Origin of the sequence: Sorangium sp. KYC3313, from assembly GCF_052075895.1 — a bacterium.
Classification (GTDB): domain Bacteria; phylum Myxococcota_A; class Polyangia; order Polyangiales; family Polyangiaceae; genus Sorangium; species Sorangium cellulosum_B.
The window spans coordinates 8,780,751-8,801,697 of the sequence record NZ_CP197255.1 but is presented as its reverse complement, the minus strand read 5'-3'; the positions used below and the strand labels follow the sequence as shown (position 1 = coordinate 8,801,697).

The 20,947-nt window shown below is 73.3% G+C and carries 16 protein-coding genes; 10 read left to right on the top strand and 6 right to left on the bottom strand.

The window, feature by feature from the left end:
- Window positions 1–102: 102 nt before the first annotated feature.
- Both ACSRUE_RS33370 and ACSRUE_RS33365 read right to left on the bottom strand, forming a co-directional pair.
- Entirely contained in the window at window positions 103–621 is a 519-nt protein-coding gene (locus tag ACSRUE_RS33370) for an NUDIX hydrolase (RefSeq protein WP_441287128.1), read from the bottom strand.
- A 474-nt stretch (window positions 622–1,095) separates the two neighbouring features.
- A complete protein-coding gene (locus ACSRUE_RS33365; protein WP_441287127.1) occupies window positions 1,096–1,692 on the bottom strand; it encodes an FxsA family protein in 597 nt (198 codons plus the stop codon).
- 212 nt (window positions 1,693–1,904) lie between these two features.
- On the opposite strand from ACSRUE_RS33365, the gene ACSRUE_RS33360 reads away from it, so the two are divergent.
- On the top strand, window positions 1,905–3,449 hold the full coding sequence (locus ACSRUE_RS33360) for a lysine 5,6-aminomutase subunit alpha (RefSeq protein ID WP_441287126.1): 1,545 nt from the start codon (window positions 1,905–1,907) through the stop codon (window positions 3,447–3,449).
- 310 nt (window positions 3,450–3,759) lie between these two features.
- A complete protein-coding gene (locus tag ACSRUE_RS33355; protein WP_437552751.1) occupies window positions 3,760–4,494 on the top strand; it encodes an OAM dimerization domain-containing protein in 735 nt (244 codons plus the stop codon).
- Window positions 4,495–4,498: 4 nt separating this feature from the next.
- Here ACSRUE_RS33355 and ACSRUE_RS33350 read toward each other — a convergent pair whose 3' ends face one another.
- Entirely contained in the window at window positions 4,499–5,287 is a 789-nt protein-coding gene (locus ACSRUE_RS33350) for a J domain-containing protein (RefSeq protein ID WP_441287125.1), read from the bottom strand.
- A 264-nt stretch (window positions 5,288–5,551) separates the two neighbouring features.
- On the opposite strand from ACSRUE_RS33350, the gene ACSRUE_RS33345 reads away from it, so the two are divergent.
- From ACSRUE_RS33345 to ACSRUE_RS33315, 7 genes are all read left to right on the top strand, one after another.
- Window positions 5,552–6,397: an SDR family NAD(P)-dependent oxidoreductase gene (locus tag ACSRUE_RS33345; protein ID WP_441287124.1), complete on the top strand. Its 846-nt coding sequence runs from the start codon at window positions 5,552–5,554 to the stop codon at window positions 6,395–6,397.
- 272 nt (window positions 6,398–6,669) lie between these two features.
- The gene (locus tag ACSRUE_RS33340) at window positions 6,670–8,433 is read left to right on the top strand and encodes a hypothetical protein (protein ID WP_441287123.1); all 1,764 of its coding nucleotides are present in this window, start codon (window positions 6,670–6,672) and stop codon (window positions 8,431–8,433) included.
- Between the two features lie 44 nt (window positions 8,434–8,477).
- Window positions 8,478–8,981: a T3SS (YopN, CesT) and YbjN peptide-binding chaperone 1 gene (locus ACSRUE_RS33335; protein ID WP_441287122.1), complete on the top strand. Its 504-nt coding sequence runs from the start codon at window positions 8,478–8,480 to the stop codon at window positions 8,979–8,981.
- A 20-nt stretch (window positions 8,982–9,001) separates the two neighbouring features.
- Window positions 9,002–10,219: a hypothetical protein gene (locus tag ACSRUE_RS33330; protein ID WP_441287121.1), complete on the top strand. Its 1,218-nt coding sequence runs from the start codon at window positions 9,002–9,004 to the stop codon at window positions 10,217–10,219.
- A gap of 195 nt (window positions 10,220–10,414) precedes the next feature.
- A complete protein-coding gene (locus ACSRUE_RS33325; protein ID WP_441287120.1) occupies window positions 10,415–11,305 on the top strand; it encodes a carboxypeptidase regulatory-like domain-containing protein in 891 nt (296 codons plus the stop codon).
- A 364-nt stretch (window positions 11,306–11,669) separates the two neighbouring features.
- Entirely contained in the window at window positions 11,670–12,668 is a 999-nt protein-coding gene (cyoE, locus tag ACSRUE_RS33320) for a heme o synthase (RefSeq protein ID WP_441293154.1), read from the top strand.
- A gap of 52 nt (window positions 12,669–12,720) precedes the next feature.
- A complete protein-coding gene (locus ACSRUE_RS33315; protein WP_441287119.1) occupies window positions 12,721–13,455 on the top strand; it encodes an SCO family protein in 735 nt (244 codons plus the stop codon).
- Window positions 13,456–13,471: 16 nt separating this feature from the next.
- Here ACSRUE_RS33315 and ACSRUE_RS33310 read toward each other — a convergent pair whose 3' ends face one another.
- Window positions 13,472–17,998: a sigma 54-interacting transcriptional regulator gene (locus ACSRUE_RS33310; protein ID WP_441287118.1), complete on the bottom strand. Its 4,527-nt coding sequence runs from the start codon at window positions 17,996–17,998 to the stop codon at window positions 13,472–13,474.
- A gap of 40 nt (window positions 17,999–18,038) precedes the next feature.
- On the bottom strand, window positions 18,039–18,806 hold the full coding sequence (locus tag ACSRUE_RS33305; protein ID WP_441287117.1) for a DUF3105 domain-containing protein: 768 nt from the start codon (window positions 18,804–18,806) through the stop codon (window positions 18,039–18,041).
- 77 nt (window positions 18,807–18,883) lie between these two features.
- On the opposite strand from ACSRUE_RS33305, the gene ACSRUE_RS33300 reads away from it, so the two are divergent.
- Window positions 18,884–19,780 carry a diguanylate cyclase gene (locus ACSRUE_RS33300; RefSeq protein WP_437768246.1) on the top strand — a complete coding sequence of 299 codons (897 nt, stop codon included), beginning with the start codon at window positions 18,884–18,886 and terminating at the stop codon, window positions 19,778–19,780.
- Window positions 19,781–19,796: 16 nt separating this feature from the next.
- On the opposite strand, the gene ACSRUE_RS33295 is transcribed toward ACSRUE_RS33300, so the two are convergent.
- On the bottom strand, window positions 19,797–20,945 hold the full coding sequence (locus ACSRUE_RS33295) for a hypothetical protein (protein WP_441287116.1): 1,149 nt from the start codon (window positions 20,943–20,945) through the stop codon (window positions 19,797–19,799).
- Between the last annotated feature and the right edge of the window lie 2 nt (window positions 20,946–20,947).

The following is a 20,947-nucleotide window of genomic DNA, read 5'->3' as shown; positions in this document are numbered from 1 at the left end:
TCCTGTGATCTTGCGGGCGCCTCTCCAAGCGAGCGTGCGAGATGTGCCTTGAGCGGGGCGCCGTCGACTGCGCCGCGGCGGCGCGGGGCCCCGCGCGGCGCCTCACATGAGGGGCGCGCTGGCGACCTTCTGCGAGCGCTTCGCGCGCTGGGCGTGGAAGGCCTTGATCGCCATCGGGATGACCAGCTCCCGGTGCTTGGGTACCAGGTTGTTCGGCAGCTGCTCGACTGGCCACCAGGTGCCCGTCGCCGGGACCTCGGCGAGCTTCGCCTGATGGACCCGGGAGAGCATCCAGCCGCGCGCGGCGGCCGAGAAGTAGTCGCCGACGAACGTGAAGTCGGAGATCGTCATCCCGACCCGGTGGAGGACGTGCTCGGGCTGCTCGCCCGGCGAGAGGACGCTGCCGGGGCAGCACCACTCTCCAGGGCCCGCCGCCGACGCTCCGCGCCGCGTCAGGAGCACCTCGAGGGCGCCGGAGTCCGCGTTCCTCCGGAGGCATACGGCGTCCGCGGCGAGGTGGATGGGGAGCCGGGAAAGAGCGTTGATGAGCGAGCTGCCGAGCGGCTCCCGTGGATCGACGTACCCGAGGAGCCAGCCGGCCATCGACTTGATGCGGCTCATCTCGGCACCCTCCGCGAGGGCGTGCGGCGGGGCCGCTGGAGCACCGCCCGCCGGGCGTTCAGGCGAGCGTGTCGGCGCTGTTCGGGGCTGGACGACGCGCCAGGGTCGTTCTTCGCGCTGCCGCCGGGGCGGCGCGGCCGGGTCGATGGGATCGAGGTTCGAGTTGGATCTTTCATAGAGGTTGCTGCGTTGGTGTCGTTGTGCGTTGTTGCGTCATGTTGGGCAGGTTCAGATCTTCATGTCATTTCTCCTGGGATGCCGGGCTGCGCCGACGACGCATTGAGCCTACAATGCGCTCTGTTTCTTTGTCGTTTCAGTCGTGCAGCTCGGACGTGAATCGTTGTCCTGCGTCGTTGCTCGCGTGTCTCGCCGAGCTCCAGGCGCCGGTGTTCGGGTGTCGTGGGTGAGAGTCGCAGGTGCTCCGGGCAGCGCGAGCGCGCATGCGTTCCCCGGGGCATCGGTGACATCGGGGTGTCAGCCGGGCAGTCGTCGCGTCGTCCGCGCGGGCCCGCCGGCTTCATCCTCCCCGGCGCCCTCGGTCACCTCCGCATCGACGTCGATGACCTGCCATGACGCCGGTTGCCCGCGGGACGCGCCGGCGCGCCCCTCGGCGCGCGGACCGAACGGTCCGCCGCCCAGGTCGATGACCCTCATGCTGAAGAACGCGCCGTTGCCGGGGCCGCCAACGCCGATGCCGGCGGCGCTCGCCGCGGCCACCCGCCGCTCGAACCGCTCCCGCACCACCGCCGCGATGCGGCGGCGCACCGGCGGGAGCAGGAGCAGGAGCCCTGCCACGTCGGTCAGCACCCCCGGCGTGACGAGCAGCGCCGCCCCGAGGAGCACGAGGAGCCCTCCCGTGAGCCCCTCGTCCGGGACGCGCCCCGTGGCCATCGCGCCGCGCCAGGAGGCGAGCACCTTGAGCCCCGCGCGCTTCGCGAGCGCTGCGCCGAGGACCGCCGTCCCGAGCGCGATCGCCACGGTAGGCCAGAAGCCGATGACGTCGCCGATCGACAGGAGGAGCCAGAGCTCCAGGATCGGGAGCGCCGTGAAGAGCAGGATGAGCTTACCCATGACCCCCGTCGTCTAGCGCCGCCCGCCGCGCCGCGCACGCGTGAGGCCGCCCGCCGCCGGCGTCGCCACGGAGCGCCGTCGTCCCGCGCCGTGCCGTCATCGGCCGCCGCCGAGTCCCGCGAGGCCGGCTGTTCCATGCTCCGCCATGGATCCTGCGCCGGAGTACCGGCCGCGGTGAGAGTGCGCTAAGAGCGTTTGCCCCGGAGAAATTCATGACGACTGTCCCCGTGGAGCAGGAAAAGGTGGAGGCGTGCCGCGCGTTCGCCGCCAACATCGCCGACGAGGTGCAGCGCTTCATCGACCGTCACACCACGGTCGGCGTCGAGCGCACCGTCGCCCGCGCCTACGGCGTCGTCGGCGCCGACGCCGAGGGGACGCCGCTCGTGAACGCGCTGGTCGATCGCATCCACCGGGCGGGGCAAGCCGGCCGCGGCGTCGCGTACCACCTCGGCCGGGCGCTCTGCGAGGGCGCCGGCTCGGTGCAGGAGGCCGCGGAGATGCTGGCGTTCAGCGAGGCGGCCGACCTCGGCGCGGGGCCCTCCGCGGCCGAGGCGCGCGGCGCGCTCGAGGCCGCGACGCGGGAGGCGATCGCCAGGATCGACCGGGCCCGCGACGAGCGCGAGGCCAACAAGGCGGCGCACCGGGTCGGCGTCGCGCCGCTCAAGTACGTCATCGTCGCGACGGGCAACATCTACGACGACGCCGTGCAGGCCAAGGCCGCCGGGTTCGCTGGCGCCGACATCGTCGCCGTGATCCGCGCGACCGCCCAGTCGCTCCTCGACTACGTCCCGGAGGGGCCGACCACCGAGGGATACGGCGGCACGTACGCGACCCAGGAGAACTTCAGGATCATCCGCCGGGCCGCCGACGAGGCGACCCGCGACACCGGCACCTACCTCGCGCAGACGAACTACTCGTCCGGCCTCTGCATGAGCGAGATCGCCTGGATGGCGGCGGTGGAGCGGCTCGACATGCTGCTCAACGACGCGATGTACGGGATCCTGTTCCGCGACATCAACATGCAGCGGACGTTCATCGATCAGTATTTCTCCCGCAGGGTCATCGCGAGGAGCGGCATCGTCATCAACACGGGAGAGGACAACTACCTCACGACCGCCGACGCGGTCGAGAAGGCCCATACGGTGCTCGCGTCGCAGTTCATCAACGAGGCGTTCGCGCGGCGCGCGGGCCTCCGCGAGGAGCAGATGGGCCTCGGCCACGCCTTCGAGATCGACCCCTGGCTCGAGGACAGCCTCCTCTTCGAGCTCGCCCAGGCCCAGCTCGTCCGGCAGATCTTCGACCGGCACCCGATCAAGTGGATGCCGCCCACCAAGTTCAAGACAGGCGACATCTTCCACAGCCACGTCCACGACGCGATGTTCAACCTGGTCGGGATCACGACCGGCCAGTCGATCGAGCTGCTCGGGATGTTCAGCGAGGCGGTCCACACGCCGCTCCTCATGGACCGGTATCTCTCGCTGAAGAGCGCCCGCTACATCTTCACGGCGGCGCGGCACCTCGGCGACGAGATCCAGTGGAAGCCGGGCGGCATCGTCGAGCGGCGCGCCCGGGAGGTCCTCGACAAGGCGCACGGGCTGCTGCGGGAGGTCGAGCAGGAGACCGTCTGGGACGCCATCGGGCGCGGCGCGTTCGGCGACGTCAAGCGCACGCGCACCGGAGGGAAGGGGTACTCGGGGGTCGTCGCGCGCCACCCGGAGTACCTGAACCCGATCCTCGAGGTCCTGGAGCGGTCGTAGCCCCGGCCTGCTGCGCCGTCCCGGTCGGGGGGCCTTCGGCCTTCGGGCGCGCAGCGAAGGACGGGATTCCCGGGACAACCCTCCGAGAGGGCCGGAGCGTCAGCGCGCCGGAAGACATTCTTCCTGACTTGGCATCTTCTGTGGGCCGGATCATGCCGGAGCATGCCGAAGCACGGCTGAAGCGCGGCAGCGGAAGCATGGAAGAAGCGCGCTCTCGCCCCCTCGATCGCGCTGGCCGCGTGGCGCCGCATGGCGATACTGTCACGATGGATGGGCTCTTTCGGCCCCCTGGCTGTAGACAGAGGTGAGCATGACACCGCGAAACATCCTGCGTGCGTATGGCGACCGCGAGGGGGACGGGATGGTCCAGATGTCGTTCACGCTCCGCGTCCTGCCGGGCGACCGCGCGCGCGAGGCGGCGAAGCGCTTTGCCGAGTCGCACGGCCTGCGCGAGCCGCTGGTCACGGCGATGGAGCAGGCCAGCCGGGAGCACACGTATTTCGTCGTTTACGGGCACTCCCAGCACGGGGTCGACCTCTCGGACATCGAGGTCCAGGAGCTCGCCGCCCAGCCGCTCACCCGGGACGACATCGAGGCGCAGGCGAAGAAGCTCGGCCGGAAGATCGTGGTCGTCGGGGCGTGCACCGGCAGCGACGCGCACACGGTCGGCATCGACGCGATCCTGAACTACAAGGGGTTCGCTGGCGAGAAGGGGCTCGAGAGCTTCAAGTGCTTCGACGCCCACAACCTCGGCGCGCAGGTCGAGAACGCCGAGCTCTGCGAGAAGGCCAAGGCGCTCGGCGCGGACGCGATCCTGGTCTCGCAGGTGATCACCCAGCGGAACTGCCACAAGGAGAACGCGGCGGCGCTCGTCGACCTGGCGACGCGCCAGGGCTTCCGGGACAAGGTGATCCTGCTGCTCGGCGGCCCGCGCATCGATCACAACCTGGCCGTCGAGCTCGGCTTCGACGCCGGCTTCGGCCCGGGAACCAAGCCGATCACCGTGGCGTCGTTCCTGATCGAGCGCCTCGTGGGCCGAGCGTAGGCGGTCAGGCGACGAGCAGGTGGTACGCGGCCGAGAGCTCGGCGAACCGCGCGGTGCGCAGGGCGCCGTCGCCGGCCAGCGCGGCGGCGCGGTCGGGGTGCAGGGTCGCGGCCAGGCGGCGGAAGGCGCGGCGGATCTCGGCCTCGGTCGCGCCCTCGCGCAGGCCCAGCACCTCGAGCGCCCGTCGGCGCGGCTCGTCCACGCGCGCGGCGCGCGGCGGCGCGCTCCGCGGCGGCGCGCCCGCCGGCCCGCTGTCCGCGGCGCGCGACGACGAGCCGGCGCGCCGCTGCCGATCCCGCGCGCGCGGGCGGCCGTGGAGGAAGTCGCTCGGCGGGAGCGGGCCGGTCTGCCGCAGCGACCCGGCGAGGGGCCTCGCCGTGTGGAAGCAGATGGTCGCCTCCTCGATGCGGAACAGCGCCTCGAGGCGCGCGCGGAGCTGGATCCGGAGCGCGCGGTCGACCGCGCTCGCCGGGATGAGCCCCGCCGCCACGAGCACCTCGCCGGTCCGGCGCCCCCGGTGCGCGGCGACGAGCGCGGCGAGCCGCTGGATCGACGGCTCGGGCGCGGAGCCCTCGTTCGCGAGGATCTCGCCGAGGCGGGGCACCCGGAGCGGCGTCTCGACGGCCGTCACGAGGCCGGAGAAGAGCTGAATCCGGTGCTGGCGGCCCGGCACCGTCGAGCCGCTCGGCGTCCGGAGCTCGCAGAGCTCCAGGAGCCCGGTGGTCTTCTCGCGGTGCAGCGCGCCGAGCAGGTCTCCCAGGGTCGACGTGGAAAGGCGGCTGGGCAGTTGCATCGAAGGCGGCGTTATCACTGCCGCGCTCGATCGGCCAAGGAAGCGGCGCGGGCGCTCGGGCGCGCGGCCGTCGCCCTCGCCGGACGGGCCCGCTCGCGCGCGCCGTCGCTCGGCGCGCGCTCGGCGCTCGCTCGGCCCTCGCTCGATTGCGTTGCGCGCGCCTGCGCGCACGAATGTGTGCCCGGGCCGAGGCCCGCCGTGCGAAGCTCCGCGCGAAAACGGCACGGCGCACCGCGCCGGCGCGCGGATCAGGAGGAATCTGCGATGGGCTTGCTCGACGGAAAGGTCGCGATCATCACGGGAGCCGGCGGCGGGATCGGCCGCGAGGAAGCGCTGCTCTTCGCCCGGGAGGGCGCGAAGGTCGTCGTCAACGACCTCGGCGGGACGCGCGACGGGTCGGGCTCGAGCGACGCGATGGCGGCGCAGGTCGCGGAGGAGATCAAGGCCGCGGGCGGGCAGGCCGCGCCGAGCTTCGACAGCGTGGCGACCCTCGAGGGCGCGGCGAAGATCGTGAAGACCGCTGTCGACGCGTTCGGCCGGGTCGACATCCTGGTGAACAACGCGGGAATCGTCCGCGACAAGACGCTCCTCAAGATGGATGAGGGCATGTGGGACGCCGTCATCGCCGTTCACCTGAAGGGGACGTTCCTTTGCACGCAGGCCGCCGCGAAGCAGATGGTCGCGCAGGGCGGGGGAGGGCGGATCGTCAACACCACGAGCGTCTCCGGGATGCTCGGCAACTTCGGGCAGGCCAACTACGCGGCTGCCAAGGCCGGCATCTACGGCCTCACCCGCACCGCCGCGATCGAGCTGCAGAAGCAACGGATCACCGTCAACGCGATCGCGCCCATCGCCAAGACCCGGTTGACGGAGGATCTGCCCATGTTCCAATCGGCGGGTGACACGCTCACGCCGGCGCACGTGGCGCCTGCGGCGCTGTTCCTCGCGTCCGACCTGTGCGCCGACAAGACCGGCAACGTCCTCGCCGTCGCCGGTGCGCAGATGTATATTTACAAGGTCGTCCAGAGCCCCGGGAAGTTCAAGGACGAGGGCGGCGTCTGGACGGCGCAGGAGATCGCGGATCACTGGGACGCGATCATCAAGCTCTGACTCGTGGCGCCGGCGCGCCGGCGCGACGGCGCAGGGCGCCTCGCCGAGGGCGGGCGCGGCCGGGGCGCCGGCGCGCGAGCCGACCGTTGCTGCGCTGATCCCTGGATGCTAGGTTCGAACCGCTTCCGGGGTACGTTTGGCGCATCGGCGCACTGTTCGAGCAGGTCGTTCACGCGGAGTCTGGAGGTGCCACCGGTGACCGTCTTTCGCTGCTGTTACGCCTGCGCCATGTCGCGCGGTGCGGCCTCTGCAGCGCGGAGGCGTTGAGCGCCGTGTCGCGTGACGCCCACATCCCGCTCGCCCTGTGGATCTGCGCGGCGATCGTGGCGCACATGGCGGGCGGCGGCGGCGCCGTCGAGGTGGCGCAGGTCATCGAGGATCGCGCCCAGCTCCGCCAGATGATCCACGCGGTGAGGGATGGCCTCCGGCCGGGCGACACGACGTTCGAGATCTTGACCGACGGCGCGACGCTCACGCCGCCCCCCGCCCCGCTCGCGCCGCCCGAGCTGCCGTCGGACAGCGAGCCGGACAAGGACGGCACGCCCGATCCGCAGCAGCCGAAGCCCGAGCCGACCAAGGCGGCGGCGATCCCGCCGCGGAAGCCGCCGAAGGCTGAGCCGCCGCGCCAGGCGAAGGCGCCGCCGCCCGCGCCGCCAAAGCCCGAGCCGCCCAAGGAAGAGGTGGCCAAGATCGTACCGGTCCAGCCGGCGCCGCCGCCGCCGCTGCCGCCCGCGGATCGACGGATCGCCGTCCGCCAGCACGTCCAGAAGGACCAGCAGGACAACCCCGAGGCGAACCGGATCGCGGACGACGCCAACAAGGTCGACGAGGAGACCATGGCGCAGATCCGCTCGAAGGATCAGGACGATCCCGAGCCGACGCCCGGGACGCCGTCGGGGCCGAAGGCGCCGACGGACAGGGTCGGCGACAGCGACCACGATCACAGCGGCCACAGCGAGGAGCGCGCCGGCAACGAGAAGCACGCGCCCGGCGAGGGGAACCCCGAGAGCGAGAGCGCGGAGCACCACAGCCCGGCGTCGCCGGCGCAGGCCGCGCAGGCCTCCCGGGCGGCGCCCCCCCCGAGCGTGCCGGGCGCGAGCGGCGGCGCTCGCGTCGCGCAGGTATCTCCCGCGCTTCCGCCGCCGGAGAAGGGCGCCGCGGGCGGCTCCGGCCCTGCGTCGCCCGAGGTGATCGACGGCGCGCGCGGCGGCTACACCCTCAATCCGGCGAACCCGGGCGGCGACGGCAAGAGCCGCGTGGCCGGCAAGAAGGCGACGCCGCAGCCTTACCAGACCCCGGTCCGTGTCGGCTCGATCGGCCTCGGCGCGCCGGGGCTCCCCAGCGGGCCCAACCTCAACCTGGACATGGCCGGCGTGCAGGCGGCCGTCGGCAACGAGAAGCTCAGGGCGGAGCGGGCCTCGGACGGCGCCTCCCGCAAGAGCGCGCACCGGGGCTCGTGGGAGACGACGGACAAGTGGAAGAAATGGCGTGCCGCGATCGAGAACTACGATCCCTCGGTCAAGCCCGGCAACCAGACCTCGCTCAACGCCGCGCGGGTGCCGTTCGCGACGTACATCAACATGATCCACAACCGGCTCCACCCGATCTTCGCGGAGGAGTTCCTGGCGTCGCTCGACAGCTTGCCCTCCGGGCACGCGTTCAACCAGAACCGGATCACGCACGTGGAGATCGTCCTGAACAAGGACAGCGGCAGCGTCGTGCGCCTCGGGGTCACGAGGCCGAGCGGGATGACGGCCTTCGACATCGTCGCGCTGAACTCGGTGCACCGCGCGTCGCCGTTCGGCAAGGCGCCGGACGCGATCGTCTCGCCGGACGGCAACGTGTACTTGCACTGGGAGTTCCACCGGGATCCGTACGACGCGTGCTCGACCCGCAACGCCCGCCCGTTCCTGCTGAAGGCGCCCTCCGGCGCCGCCCCGATCGAGCCGGCGCCTGTGCGCAAGGGGCCGCGGCCCGTCCCGGGCGACGAGGGGGCGCCGGCGCCGCCAGGTCCGCTGCTTCCGCTCAGGCGTTAGGTCCCGGCTCTGCACCGGGACCGCAGCGATGTATCCTCCGCGTCATGCCGAAGGATTCCGACGAGGCCGTTCGAGTGACCAACGCGCGCATCGAGGCGGCGCTCGCGGATTCCCCGGCGTTCACCCGAGTCGAGCCGCAGTTCTACGTCGTTCGCCAGGGGACCGCGTACGTCTACCTTCATGTCCTTCCCTGGTCGCCCGATCGCGCGCTCGTGCGGCTCGTCGCGCAGCTCGCCCGCGGCGTCGAGATGACGCCGGACCTCGCGATGAAGCTGCTCCGCCTGAACGCGCGCATCCGCTTCGGCGCCTTCGGTTACGTCGCGCAGGGCTCGTGTGTGGTCATCGTCCACACGCTCCTCGGCGGCGAGACGCTCGACGCCGACGAGATCCTGGTCGCCCTCCGGGATCTGTCCGTGCTCGCCGACGAGTACGACGATCGCATCGTCGAGGAGGCGGGCGGCCAGCGGATGCAGGACCTGATCGACGCCTCGGCGACCGCCGCGGTCTTCACGGATCTCGACGCCCCCCGCGCCTGGGACAAGGGCTGAGCGACGGGCGCTCTTCTTTCATGCTCCTCACCATCGATCTTCCACCCGAAGGCCCTCCTCCCTCCGCCGCGCCGGACACCGCTGCCTCGCCTCGTCGCGAGGAGGGCGGCGGGCCTCCGCCCGCAGAGCGCCGGTCCTCCGGCGCCGGGCGGCCTCCGCTCGCCGGCCTGCCAGTGCTCGCGCTGATCCGGCCGCTCGCCGTCCTCGCCCTGCTCGCGATGATCCTCGGCCGCATGGTCGCGCCGGCGATGGTCGGCCTGGCGGTGGGCATCGAGCGCGCTGTCCACACGATCGAGCTCGCCGGCGCCGGCGCCTCGCAGCTCTTCGCGATCGGCGCCATCGTCGTCGCGATGGCGCTGATCAGCGCGGTCGTGCGGAGCCGCGTCCCGTACGCGCTGCGGATCGGCGCGATCGTCGCGGGCAGCTTCGTCATCCTGGTCGTGCTGCACGCGACCGTGCAGCGCGTGCCCGATCTGTCCGCCGCGCTCATCGGCGTGAGCGCCGCGATCCTCGCGCTCGGCAGCGCGTGGGAGGCGCTCCGCGTCCCGTTCGTGCGGCCGGTCGCGGCCGCGCTCGGGCTCGTCGGCGCCTCCGCGCTCGTGCGGCTCGCCGGCGTCCTCCTGGCCGTCTGGGCGAACGACCGCGGGTCGAAGGCGCTCGCCGGCGCGACGAGCTCTGTCGCGACCGCCGCGTTCGCCCTCGATGCGCTGGCCGTCCTCGCGGCGACGGTCGCGCTCGGCGCGGGCCGCGAGGCGCGGCCGCGTGGCGCCGAGCCGCCGCGGCCGCGCCTCGTGAGCCCGTTCTCGCTGGTGGCGCTCGCGTCGGCGCTGTTCGCCACGCGGGCGGCGCTCGCGGGCGCCGCCGACGACGCATCCATGGTCGAGGCGCTCGTCCGCCGCGCGCTCGACCGGCTGCTCACCCGCCCCGCTCCGGTCGTGCCGCTCTCGATACAGCTCTTCGTCGCCGCGCTCTCGGTGGTGATCGTCGCGCTCGCGCTCGTCGCCCCGCCGCGGCTGCCGGCGCTGGGCGGCGCGCTCGCGCTGCTGCTCGTCGCGGGCAGCGCCCCGGAGGTGCCGCTCGGCGCGCTGTCGCTGGTGATCGCCGCGCTCTGCATCGCGCTCGTGGCCCGCGACGAGCGCGGCTTCTGGGCGGCCATGCTCGCGAACGAGCGCGAGCGCACATCGAGCTCGCTCCCGGGCGCCGGGAAACCGGACACCACCGGCGGCGCGTCAGGTTGACGCGAGCGACGACACTCGTTAAGCACGCCCTCGCTGTGCGGAAGAACAGCGCGCGGCATTCCACCCGCTGCTCGCCAGAAGGACGCGGGGGGAGCCGCCGCCCGGTCCAGACGGTCCCTCCTTAAAAGGCCAGGTCAGGCTCGGAGGGGCGCGAACCAGGCTCGCGTGGCGCGCCGCGGGCGCGGGAGAGTCCTCATGCATCGTCGCGATCTCGCCTCGCTCTCTGCTCTCGCGCTCACCGCGCTGGCGCTCGCAGGGTGCCCCGAGGAGCCCTCGAGGCCCAGCGGCGGTACGGCCGCGACCGCCACCACGGCGGCGCCCCCGGTGGCCTCGGTCGAGAAGCCCGCCGCGGCCCCGCACGGGTCCGAAGCGCCCAGGGCCACAGCGCAGGAGGCCGCCCCGGCTGCCCCCGCGGGCAAGGGGATCATCAAGGGGGTCGTCAGGTTCACCGGCAAGCCGGTCGAGATGAAGGTCCCCACCGCGCGCAAGGACGCCCCGGTCTGCCAGGACAAAGATGTCCTGTACAACGCTGTTGTCGTCAACGATGGCAAGCTCAAGGACACCTTCGTCCGCATCGCGGTCGGAGGCGTGCCGGGCAGCTGGAAGGCGCCCGACGCGCACGCGGTGGTCGACCAGCAGGACTGCATGTATGTGCCGCGCATCCAGGGCGTGGTCTCCGAGCAGCAGGTCGACATCAAGAACAGCGACCGGACGCTGCACAACGTGCACACCTACAAGGGCTCTGAGACGCTGTTCAACCAGGCGCAGCCGGGCGGCGCCGCGCCGCTCACGAAGGCGTGGAAGGACGGTATCATCAAGCTCACCTGCGACGTCCACCCGTGGATGCGCGGCTTTGTCGTGGTGACGGATCACCCGTTCTTCGCCGTGAGCGGCGATGACGGCTCGTTCACGATCGAGAAGGTCCCTGCCGGCAAGTACAAGCTCGAGGCGTGGCACCCCCACCATGGCCTGAAGACGGCCGACGTCACGGTCGCGGACGACAAGCCCGCCCAGGTCACGTTCACGTACGCCGGCACCGAGCCTGAGCCGGCGGAAAACAGGGACGAGCTCAAGGGCCTTTGGTGAGGTCCATGGCAGCGCCTGCGGCAGGCGTCGCCCCGCCCCGGGCCGCCCGGCTGGCGGCGAGCGGCGCGGGGGAGCGACCTTTCCAGGCTCGCTCGACGCGCAAAGAACGGATGAGCACGCCACGACGGTTGCCGCAAGGCGACTCGTGCCCTAAAGGGAGGCGGGCGACAACTGACGAACTCGACTCCCCGAGACGTGTTGTGCGCGCTAGTCTCCCGGCCCCGATGCTGTTTTCTCCCGCCTCCCGCGCTCCGGTGATGACGCAGTTTTTCAGTGTGGCTGTCCCGAGACGAGGGATCTTCGGGGATGTCGCGCGAGCGCGCGGCGCGGGCGCCGGGCACAACAGCGAGGTGAGCGCGTGACCATGAGCGTCGAGCAGGCCGCCGAGCGCGCCCCGGTCCCTTACGTTCGCCAGGCCGAGCCGTCCGAGGGCGGCGGCTGTGCGGTCCCCACGAGCGCGCGCCCGCTGCTCAAGGGAGCGGCCGATCTCGTGAGCCTCACCAAGCCGCGCATCACGAGGATGGTGGTCGCGACGATGCTCGGCGGCATGTGGGTCGCGAGCCGCTATCTCCGCGCCGGGCTGGCGGGAGAGGCCGCGATCGAGCGCGCGGCGGTGCCGCCGGCGCAGCTTGCGCTGGCGTTGCTGGGGACGGTCCTCGTCGTGTCCGGCGCCAACGCGCTCAACATGTACATCGAGCGCGACACCGATCTGCTGATGGAGCGGACGCGGAGCCGTCCCTTGCCGGCGCGGCGGCTTTCGCCGGAGCTGGCGCTCTGGTTCGGGATCGCGCTCTCGGCGGCCTCGATTCCGGTGCTGTTCGTCGGGGTGAACGCGATCACGGGCGTGCTCGCCGCGGCGGCGCTGCTCAGCTACGTCCTCGTCTATACCCCGCTCAAGCGCAGGACGACGCTGTCGCTGCCGATCGGCGCGATCCCCGGCGCCATCCCGCCGCTGCTCGGGTGGACGAGCGTCACAGGGCAGATCGACGCGCCCGGCTTCCTGCTCTTCGCTGTCATGTTCCTGTGGCAGATCCCGCATTTCCTCGCGATTTCGCTCTTCCGTCAGGACGAGTACCAGCGCGCAGGGCTCAAGGTGCTGCCGCTCGAGAAGGGCGATCTCACGACCCGGCGCCACATCGTCGGCTACCTCGCGCTGCTCGTGGTGTCCTCGGTGCTGTTCGTCCCGCTCGGCGTGGCGGGCCCTGTCTACCTCGGCGCCGCGGTCCTCCTCGGCGGCGCGTTCTTCGGGCTCGGCGCCTACGGTCTCCGCGCGGGCACCGGCGCTCGCTGGGCCCGTCAGGTCTTCTTCGCCTCCATGGTGTACCTGGTGCTCCTCTTCGCTGCGCTGATGATCGGCGCCTGAGCGGCGCCTCGTCGCCTTGACTCACGGGAGACAGGCCCTTAAGCGTCACCGGATGGTCTCAACGGAGCCCACGCGCCACGCGAGCGGCGCTCTGCCGCCTGCGGAGCCGACCGGCCAATCACTTCCGTCCGATCGCGGCGACGCGGGGAGGCCCCGGCGCGGCGGGCTCGTGGGCACGCCGGTGTTCTGGGCCGCGCTCCTCGCGCTGGTCGGGCTCGTGGCGCTCGTCACCATCGGGGTCGCCGGGCGCGCGCTCCACGGCCAGGCCGCGGAGACGCCCGCGATCCGCATCCCTCTGCCCGCCTTCGAGCTCACGGATCAGCGGGGCGCGCGGTTCGGGCTGGAGCAGCTCCGGGGCCGCGTGTGGATCGCGGACTTCATCTTCACGACCTGCCCGACCGTCTGTCCCAAGCTCACGCAGCGCATGAGCGAGATCGAGCGCCGAGGCCGCGATCTCGGTGACGCGCTCCACCTCGTGACATTCACCGTCGATCCGGAGAACGACACCCCGGCGGTGCTCGCGGCCTACGCGGCGTCGCAGCGGCTCCCGCTCGAGCGCTGGACGTTCCTGACAGGCCCCCTCGATCAGATAGAATCGACGGTCCTCGACGGCTTCAAGATCGCCATGGGCAAGAAGGAGTCGAGCCCTGGCCTCTTCAGCATCTTCCATGGCGAGCGCCTCGTGCTGGTCGACCAGCAGGGCGTGATCCGCGGCTACTACGAGGCGAACGACGACGGGATCGACGCGATCCTGCGCGACGCGGGCGCCCTCGTGAAGTCGAGGTGACCCGCTCGGGCCCGCCTCACGCCTCGATGGAGAGCCGCTTGATCATCTTCTGAAGGCCGAACCTGGACAGGCCCAGCAGCTTGGCGGCCTGCGTCTGGTTCCCGCGCGTGCGCTCGAGCGCGTCGCGCACGAGCTCCGTCTCCAGCGCGTCGATCCTCGCCCGGACGTTGAGGCCGAGCTCGAGGGGCGCCGCGTTGCCGCCGTGCGCGATCTCCGGTGAAAGGTGCTCCCGATCGATGGTCCCGTCGCAGAGGACGATCGCCCGCCGGATCTCGTTCTCCAGCTGGCGCACGTTGCCCGGCCACGCGCAGGCCGAGAGCCGCTCCATCGCCCCGCGCGTGACCCGGACCGGGCCGCGGCTGTGCTTCTCGACGAAGTGCTGGACGATGAGCGGCACGTCCGTCGCGCGCTCGCGCAGCGGCGGCACCCGGATCGTGATGATGTTCAGCCTGTAGAGCAGATCCTCCCGGAATGCGCGGGCCCGGACGAGCGCCTCCAGATCCCGGTGGGTCGCGGCGATGACGCGCACGTCGACCTTGCGCGCCCGCTCCGAGCCGATCGGCCTCACGAGGCCGTCCTCGATGACCCGCAGCAGCTTCGTCTGCATCGCGAGGCTCATCTCGCCGATCTCGTCGAGGAACAGCGTGCCCCGATCGGCCACCTCGAAGAGCCCGGCGCGCGGGCGATCCGCGCCCGTGAACGCGCCGCGCACGTGCCCGAAGAGCGCCGACTCGAGGAGCCCTTCGGGGATCGCGCCGCAGTTCTCGCTCACGAAGGCGTGCGCGGCGCGCGGGCCGTTGTGGTGGATGGCCCGCGCCACGAGCTCCTTGCCGCTGCCGGACTCGCCGCACACGAGCACCGGCACCTCGGAGGCGGTCACCCGATCGACGAGGCGCAGCATCGCGCGCAGAGGCTCGCTCTCGCCGATGATGGCGTCGTACCGGTAGCGGGTGTCGCGGCCGCCGCGCGCCCTGGCGAGCTCGATCGCCGCGGCGTCGAGCTCCGCCTCGCGCCGCGCGAGCTCCTCGGCGAGGCGCGACGAGGCGCGCTCCGCGCGGCGCGCGGCGCGGCGCAGCTCGACCTGCGCGCGCGCGTCGGAGATCGCCAGCGCCGCGACCGACGCGATGGCGCGCGCCCACCGCAGCTCCTGCGCGCCGAACGCGCCGCGGCGCACGCGGTCGTCGAGGTAGACGACGCCGAGCGCCTCGCCGCGCGCGACGAGCGGGACGGCCAGCACGCTCCGCAGCTTCAGCGCGTGCACGCTGTGGTGCACGCTCGGCAGCTCCCCGGCCGCGTCGACCGCGACCACCGGCTCGCGCGCCTCCAGGGCGCGGCGCGCGAGCGTCTCCGACAGCGCGAGCTGCTCCGCGCCGAGGCGCGAGCGCGCCAGGTTGCGCGCGGCTCGCGGGACGAGGCGCCCGTTCGGGGCGCGCAGGAGCAGGAGCCCCCGCTCGACCCCCGTCCAGAGCACGAGCGCGTCGACGACCCGGTCGAGCAGCGGCGCGAGCCGCTCGCGCTCGCCGAGCGCGCCGACGAGGGCCTCCAGATCGCGCGCCTGCTCGGGCCGAAGCCCGCTCTCCGGCAGCGCCCGCGCGCGGACGACCCACGGGAGCGACCGCACCGCGCCGGAGAGCGCCGACGCCCCTGGCGAGGCAGCGGAGGCGCCCGCCGAGCCTGCGCCCGCGGTGCGCCCGCAGAGCTCGCGCGCGGCGTCGGCGAGCGCCGCGAGCACCCGGTGCGCGACGTCCGTCTGCCCGGCCCTGACGGCCAGCGCGTGCGCCGCGGCCAGCGCCGGACCGCGCGCCGCGATCGGGGCGCGGGCGCCCGCGAGCGCGGCGATCGCGGCGAGGATGCGGTCGCTGCGGCCGCGCCACGCCGACGCGCCCGCCGGGCCGAGCGGCGCGTCGTCCGCGGCGAGCGCGGTCGCGGCGCCGACGCCGTCCGCGGCGAGCGCGGTCGCGGCGCCGACGCCGTCCGCGGCGAGCGCGATCGCGGCGCGCGCTCCCCACCAGTCGAGCCGCGAGGCCGCCGCGGGCTCCGGGCCGTTCGCGAGCTCGTCGAGCTCCTCGACGCGGGCTCCATCGAGCTCGCCCGCGCCGTGGCGGAGGAGCCGCGCGGCCGCCCGCAGCGTGTCGTCCGCGGAGCCTCCGGCGAGGAGCGCCGCCGCGCGCGCCGCCGCCGCGCGCGGGTCGACGTGCGATCCGACGTCCGCGCTCACGACGCCGTCGTCTCGCGCGGCGACCACGTCGGCGATGGCCCAGAGCGCGTACGCCTCCGCCTTCGCGTCGCCCGCGTCGCGGGCCCGCGCGATGGCGTCCTCGGCGGTCCGGCAGGTCTCGTGCACCAGGCCCGCGGTGGCGTAGGCGGCGGCGCAGGCGAGCAGCGCCCGGGCGCCCTGCGCCGGCCGGCCGAGGTGCTCCCAGAGCAGCGCCGCGCGGGTCGAGGTCGCGATCGCGCCGTCGAGATCGCCGAGATCCACCGCCGCCGCCGCCTCGCCGGTCCGGTAGGTCGCCTCCTCGACCACCGCGCCGGCGCGGACCGCGTAGTCGACCGCGGCGCTGAACGACGCGTGCGCGCGCTCCGGATCGCTCGCGTGCCACGCGTAACCGCGCACGGCGGCCATCCGCGCCAGCTCCTCGACGGAGCTCGCGAGCGCCTCGCCGCGCGCCACCTCCGACAGCGCCCGCGCGGTGTCGCCGCGCAGCACGGCGAGCAGCGCGCGCACCTCGCAGAGCGGCGCCGTGGCCGCCTCCCCGGCGAGCGCGTCGGCCGCCTCCAGCGCCCCCGCGTCGATCGCGACGCGCGCGAGCACCGCGCGCGCGCGCCCCTCCGGGTCCGCGCCGGCGTCGATCGCGGCGCGCGCGCGCTCCTCCGCGAGGGCGCGATCGCCGGCGCGCCGCAGCACCTCCGCCGCGAGCGCCGCGGCCTCCGTCGCGCCTCGAACGCACGAGCGCAGCATCAAGCTCCGCGCGCGCCCGGCGTCGCCGTGCAGCCGGAGCGCGTTGGCCGCCGCGACGACCAGGCTGGCCGGCGCGTCGTCGCGCTGCTCGATCGCCTCGAGCGCGAGCGGATCCGGCGGCACCCGCGCGATCGCGAGCGCCAGCGCCGCCGCCTCCGCCGCGCCGATGGCGTGCGCGTCGGCGGCGCCCTCCGCCGCTCCGCGGTCCTCCGGCGCCGCGCTCGCCCTCCGCCGCGCGCCGCTCCCCGGGGTTCCCAGCACGGCCGCCTCGACGTCCGCGAACGTCCAGGCGCGCGGCGGGACCTGCCGCGCGAGCGCGACGAGCGCGTCCGCGAGCGCCCTCTCCGGCGCAGACGCGAGCGGCCCCATCGGCCACGCCGCCGCGCTCGTCCCCGCGAGCGCGGTGAGCCACCGCGCGACGCGGTCCGGCCCGAGCCGCCCCAGCCACGCCGCGTCGCTCTGCGGCGGACCCACGCGCGCCGCGCCGTCGCCCGCGCGGAGCGACGCGCCGGAGAGCGCGCGCACCCGCTCGACCACCGCGAACGCGTCCACGAGCCAGGGGGCGACATCGTCGCGCACCCCGAGCGCCGCCTCGAGCTCGTGTCGCCGCAGGCGCAGGTAAGCGGCGCGCACGCGGCGCGCGTCGCGGTCCTGTCGATCGCGCTCTGCGCCGGGCACCCCCGCATCGCAGCCGGCGCGCCCCGCGGGGGGGGCGGCGAACGGGGGCCGCGCGCGCTGCGCGCCGGCGATCGCGGCGCGGGCCGACTCGGTGACCCACGCGGACGACGGGCGCGCCGCGGGGGAGGGCGAGAGGAGCGCCCGGCAGATCGCGTCGAGCGGCGGCCAGGCCGCGCGCTCCGCGGCCGCCGCGGCCCGCGCCGCGCCGATGGGATCGTCCGCGTCCGCCACGCCGGGGAAGGCGATCTCGGCGAGCAGCGTCCCCAGCGCGAGCAGATCCCTCGCCCGCGCGTCTCCGAGCTCGGCGTCCCCGCGCGCGATGTACCGCAGCGTCGCCCCGTCCACGGACGTCTCGTGGATCGAGCAGGCGAGCCCCAGGTCGATCACCGCGATCCGCCCCTCCGGCGTCAGGATCAGGTTCTCCGGCTTGAGATCTCCGTGCGCCAGGCCGATGCCGTGCAGGTCGGCGAGCGCCTCGCCCGCGTCGCGCGCGGCGGCGAGCGCGAGCGCCGTGCGCTCGCCAGCGGGCAGCCCGCGCAGGGCGTCGGCGACGGCTCTCCCTTCGATCCAGCGCATCGCGACGAACGCGCGCCCCTCCTCGCCGGGGGCGCCCTCGGCGCGCGCGACGCCAGACGCCGCCGCGAGCCATCCGACGTCGACGAGCTCCGGCAGCCGCGGCGAGAGCGCCAGCGCCGCGTGCAGCGCCTCGCGGCCGAGCGCCCGCCGCGCAGAGGCGCGCTGCGCCGCGGACGCTCCGCGCTCGCGCGGCTCGAGCTTGAGCGCCACCATGCCGCCGCGTTCCTGATCGACGGCCCTCCAGACCTCGGCCGACCCGCCGGACCCCGCGACGTCCAGCAGCCGGAAGCGCTCTGCCAACCGAGGTGGCACGGTCGACGGCTCGCTCATCCCAGAATGCTCCCGGGCGAGGAGCCACCTGTCAACCCGGTTACGGATCCGGCGGAGCGCCCCCCGCCGCGCCTGCCCCGCCGCCTCCGCCGCCGCCGCCTGATCCCTCGCCGCAGATCGGCGCGCCGCCGTCTGGCAGATCGATATCGACGGCCCCCGCGTCGCTGCAGGTGTCTTCCGGGCCCTTGCCGTAGTGGTCCGCCACGAAGCGCGCGAGCGACGCTTTGTCGAGGCACGTCGCGGTGTACGTCGCGCCCCAGGCCGCGGCCGCGACCGGGGTGTCCAGCGCGCTGTCGGGCGTCATCACGAGCCGCGCCTCCGGCCCTCCCGGCACCAGGAGGCACTTCGGATCGGAGGTGGCCTCGGCGCGCACCTCGTCGAGCACCGCCTTCACCTCTGCGCAGCCGGACGAGGCGCACCGGTACGCGAGGACGATCGCGCCGTGCTCGAGGTTGTGGACGTACATCTCGCGCGGGACCTCCGCCTCGAAGCGCTTGTACTCGGCCCACAGGCCCCAGTGATCTCCGCCGCTCGGCGGGTTGGTCGCGTACTGGACAGGCGCGCACGTAGCCACGTGTTGCGCCGAACTGACGGGGATCCCCGTCCTGACGACGACCTTGCACTCGGTCTCGCCCGGGAGCGGCGGCGCGTCCGGAAAGCTCGTGACGGTCTCGGGTTGTTGCGGCGCGGGCGCGGCGTCGCCCTCGTCGATCGGGGGCGAGCTCGTGCCACACCCGCTCAGAGGAACGGCGAGCCCGGCGACCATCGTGGCAGCGACACACATCTGCGCGAAACCGCAGTGTTTCATGGCCGAAGCCTACCATGTCCGACGCGCGACGCGCGTTGCCCTGGCACGTCGGCTCTGGTGTACTTGGGTCCCCTAGCGTGGCGAAGCAAGAGAACGATCATCGGCAGACGCTCGTCACCTGCACCGCGATCGCCCCGCCGGTGCTGCCGGTGGCGCCGGGCACCGCGTGCCTGGTGGTGATCTACGGCACCGAGCTCGGGCGCCGCATCGCGCTGGGGACCGGGGCGATCGAGTGTGGGCGCGCGATACAGACCGATATCCCGCTCGACGACGACGCGGTGAGCCGGCGTCATGCGCGCATCTCCTGGACGGGGATGAGCTACGTTGTCCGCGATCTCGGCTCGACCAATGGCACCTACGTGAACGACGTCTCCGTCGATGAGCGCGCCCTCAAGGACGGTGACCAGGTGAAGATCGGCCGGACGATCTTCAAGTTCATCCAGGGTGGGAACGTCGAGCTCTCGTATCACGAGGAGATCTACCGGCTGATGACCTTCGACGGTCTGACGCAGGTCCACAACAAGCGCTCCTTCGAGGTCGCGCTGGAGCGCGAGGTGTCGCGGGCCTGCCGCTACCATCGCCACCTCGCGCTCATCATGTTCGACATCGATCACTTCAAGAACATCAACGACACCCGCGGGCACCTCACGGGCGACGCCGTGCTCCGCCAGATGGCCGCGCTCGCTGCTGCGAACGTCCGCCGCGACGACATCCTCGCGCGCGTCGGCGGGGAGGAGTTCGCCCTGCTCGTGCCGGAGATCGCCGTCGACGGCGCCCGCCTGGTGGCCGAGAAGCTGCGCGCGCTCGTGGAGCGCACGCCGTTCCGCTTCGAGGAGGGCGAGGTCGCCGTCACCGCGAGCTTCGGGGTCGCCGGCGTCACCCCGGACGCGCCGGTCTCGCCGATGGAGCTCTACCGCCGCGCCGACGAGCGGCTCTATCATGCGAAGAAGGCCGGGCGGAATCGCGTGATGTGACGCCGCGCAAGCGCCGTCAGGGCGAGGCAGCCGGGGCGGAGCAGTCTCGCGGCGCGGCGCCGTTGAGGATCCACGCGGACAGGATATCCATGCCGTCCACGTAGGGCGTTGTGTACTGATCCTCCGGCGTCTGGGGGTGGAACCAGAATATGGGGTTTGAAGGCGGGGGCGGCATCGGCATCCCCACCACGAACGCCCCCTGCAGCCGCTCGGTCTCCTGGCGGAGCTTCTCCGCCGCATCGGCGGGCAAGGAGGGGTCGAGCGCGCTCTGCCCGATGAGGAGCTTGTAGAGCAGGTAGCTGTTCCCCGGGTTTCCCGGGTCGATGAGCGGCATGGCCCTGCCGAAGCGCTCCGGGGATGCCTCCGCCACGTGCGCCTTCTCGCCCATCTGGGTCTGGTGCGCGGTGCGCCCGATCGCGGTCTTGAACAGCGGATCGAGCTGGTTGAACGCCGTGCCCAGGTTCAGGTCCAGCCCTGCGGCGGCGCTCCCGCCGTTGTGGCACCCGAAGCAGCCGTAGAAGAGGTAGTACGCGGCGCCCCTCACGCAGGCGACGCACGTCGGATCCGTGGGAGCGTCGCCCTGGCAAGCTGCCGTGGCCGCGACGCACTCGAGGTCTCGCTGGCAGAAGAAGTCGCCGCTCGGCGGGCGCTCCGGCATCGCCTGAGGCGGGTTCGTCGCCGCGACGGAGAACTCGATGCGCGTGTTGCCGCCGAGGGGCGCGCCGTCGAACGCGCGGACGCCGGACGGCGCGGCCTCGTCCGCCGGCTTGAAGACCGTCAGCGCATACCGGGTCCCGGGAACCAGGCCCGGCATGCCCTCGATCTGGCGGAAGATGACCTCCCGCTGGACAGGGTTGTACGTGGGCGCCAGGGCGATCGGATTGATGCAGTCCGCGTAGGTCTGGACCGTGGCCAGATCGCCCGAGACGCACACGGATTCGGCGCCGACCGTGGCGCTCACCGAGCTCGGCAGCAGGTAACGATCGAACTTCAGCACGAAGCTCGCGGTCGACAGGACCTCGGTCGTGCCGGCGGGATCGAGCGCGGTGCGGACGGGCTGGTAGTTCTGGTCGAGGCTGGTCGTGGCGCGCGCCTCGATCAGCTGGACAGGAGGGGCGTCGATCGGCTGGAGCGTGGCCTCCCCCACGTCGCAGCCGGCCGTCACGA

Excerpts from the sequence above, each read along its gene's own strand:
- cyoE (WP_441293154.1), top strand. The coding sequence starts at position 11,670 with ATGAGCGTCGAGCAGGCCGCCGAGCGCGCCCCGGTCCCTTACGTTCGC.
- ACSRUE_RS33325 (WP_441287120.1), top strand. The coding sequence starts at position 10,415 with ATGCATCGTCGCGATCTCGCCTCGCTCTCTGCTCTCGCGCTCACCGCG.
- ACSRUE_RS33370 (WP_441287128.1), bottom strand. The coding sequence starts at position 621 with ATGAGCCGCATCAAGTCGATGGCCGGCTGGCTCCTCGGGTACGTCGAT.
- ACSRUE_RS33365 (WP_441287127.1), bottom strand. The coding sequence starts at position 1,692 with ATGGGTAAGCTCATCCTGCTCTTCACGGCGCTCCCGATCCTGGAGCTC.
- ACSRUE_RS33360 (WP_441287126.1), top strand. The coding sequence starts at position 1,905 with ATGACGACTGTCCCCGTGGAGCAGGAAAAGGTGGAGGCGTGCCGCGCG.
- ACSRUE_RS33330 (WP_441287121.1), top strand. The coding sequence starts at position 9,002 with ATGCTCCTCACCATCGATCTTCCACCCGAAGGCCCTCCTCCCTCCGCC.
- ACSRUE_RS33315 (WP_441287119.1), top strand. The coding sequence starts at position 12,721 with ATGGTCTCAACGGAGCCCACGCGCCACGCGAGCGGCGCTCTGCCGCCT.
- ACSRUE_RS33335 (WP_441287122.1), top strand. The coding sequence starts at position 8,478 with ATGCCGAAGGATTCCGACGAGGCCGTTCGAGTGACCAACGCGCGCATC.
- ACSRUE_RS33355 (WP_437552751.1), top strand. The coding sequence starts at position 3,760 with ATGACACCGCGAAACATCCTGCGTGCGTATGGCGACCGCGAGGGGGAC.
- ACSRUE_RS33310 (WP_441287118.1), bottom strand. The coding sequence starts at position 17,998 with ATGAGCGAGCCGTCGACCGTGCCACCTCGGTTGGCAGAGCGCTTCCGG.
- ACSRUE_RS33350 (WP_441287125.1), bottom strand. The coding sequence starts at position 5,287 with ATGCAACTGCCCAGCCGCCTTTCCACGTCGACCCTGGGAGACCTGCTC.
- ACSRUE_RS33305 (WP_441287117.1), bottom strand. The coding sequence starts at position 18,806 with ATGAAACACTGCGGTTTCGCGCAGATGTGTGTCGCTGCCACGATGGTC.
- ACSRUE_RS33345 (WP_441287124.1), top strand. The coding sequence starts at position 5,552 with ATGGGCTTGCTCGACGGAAAGGTCGCGATCATCACGGGAGCCGGCGGC.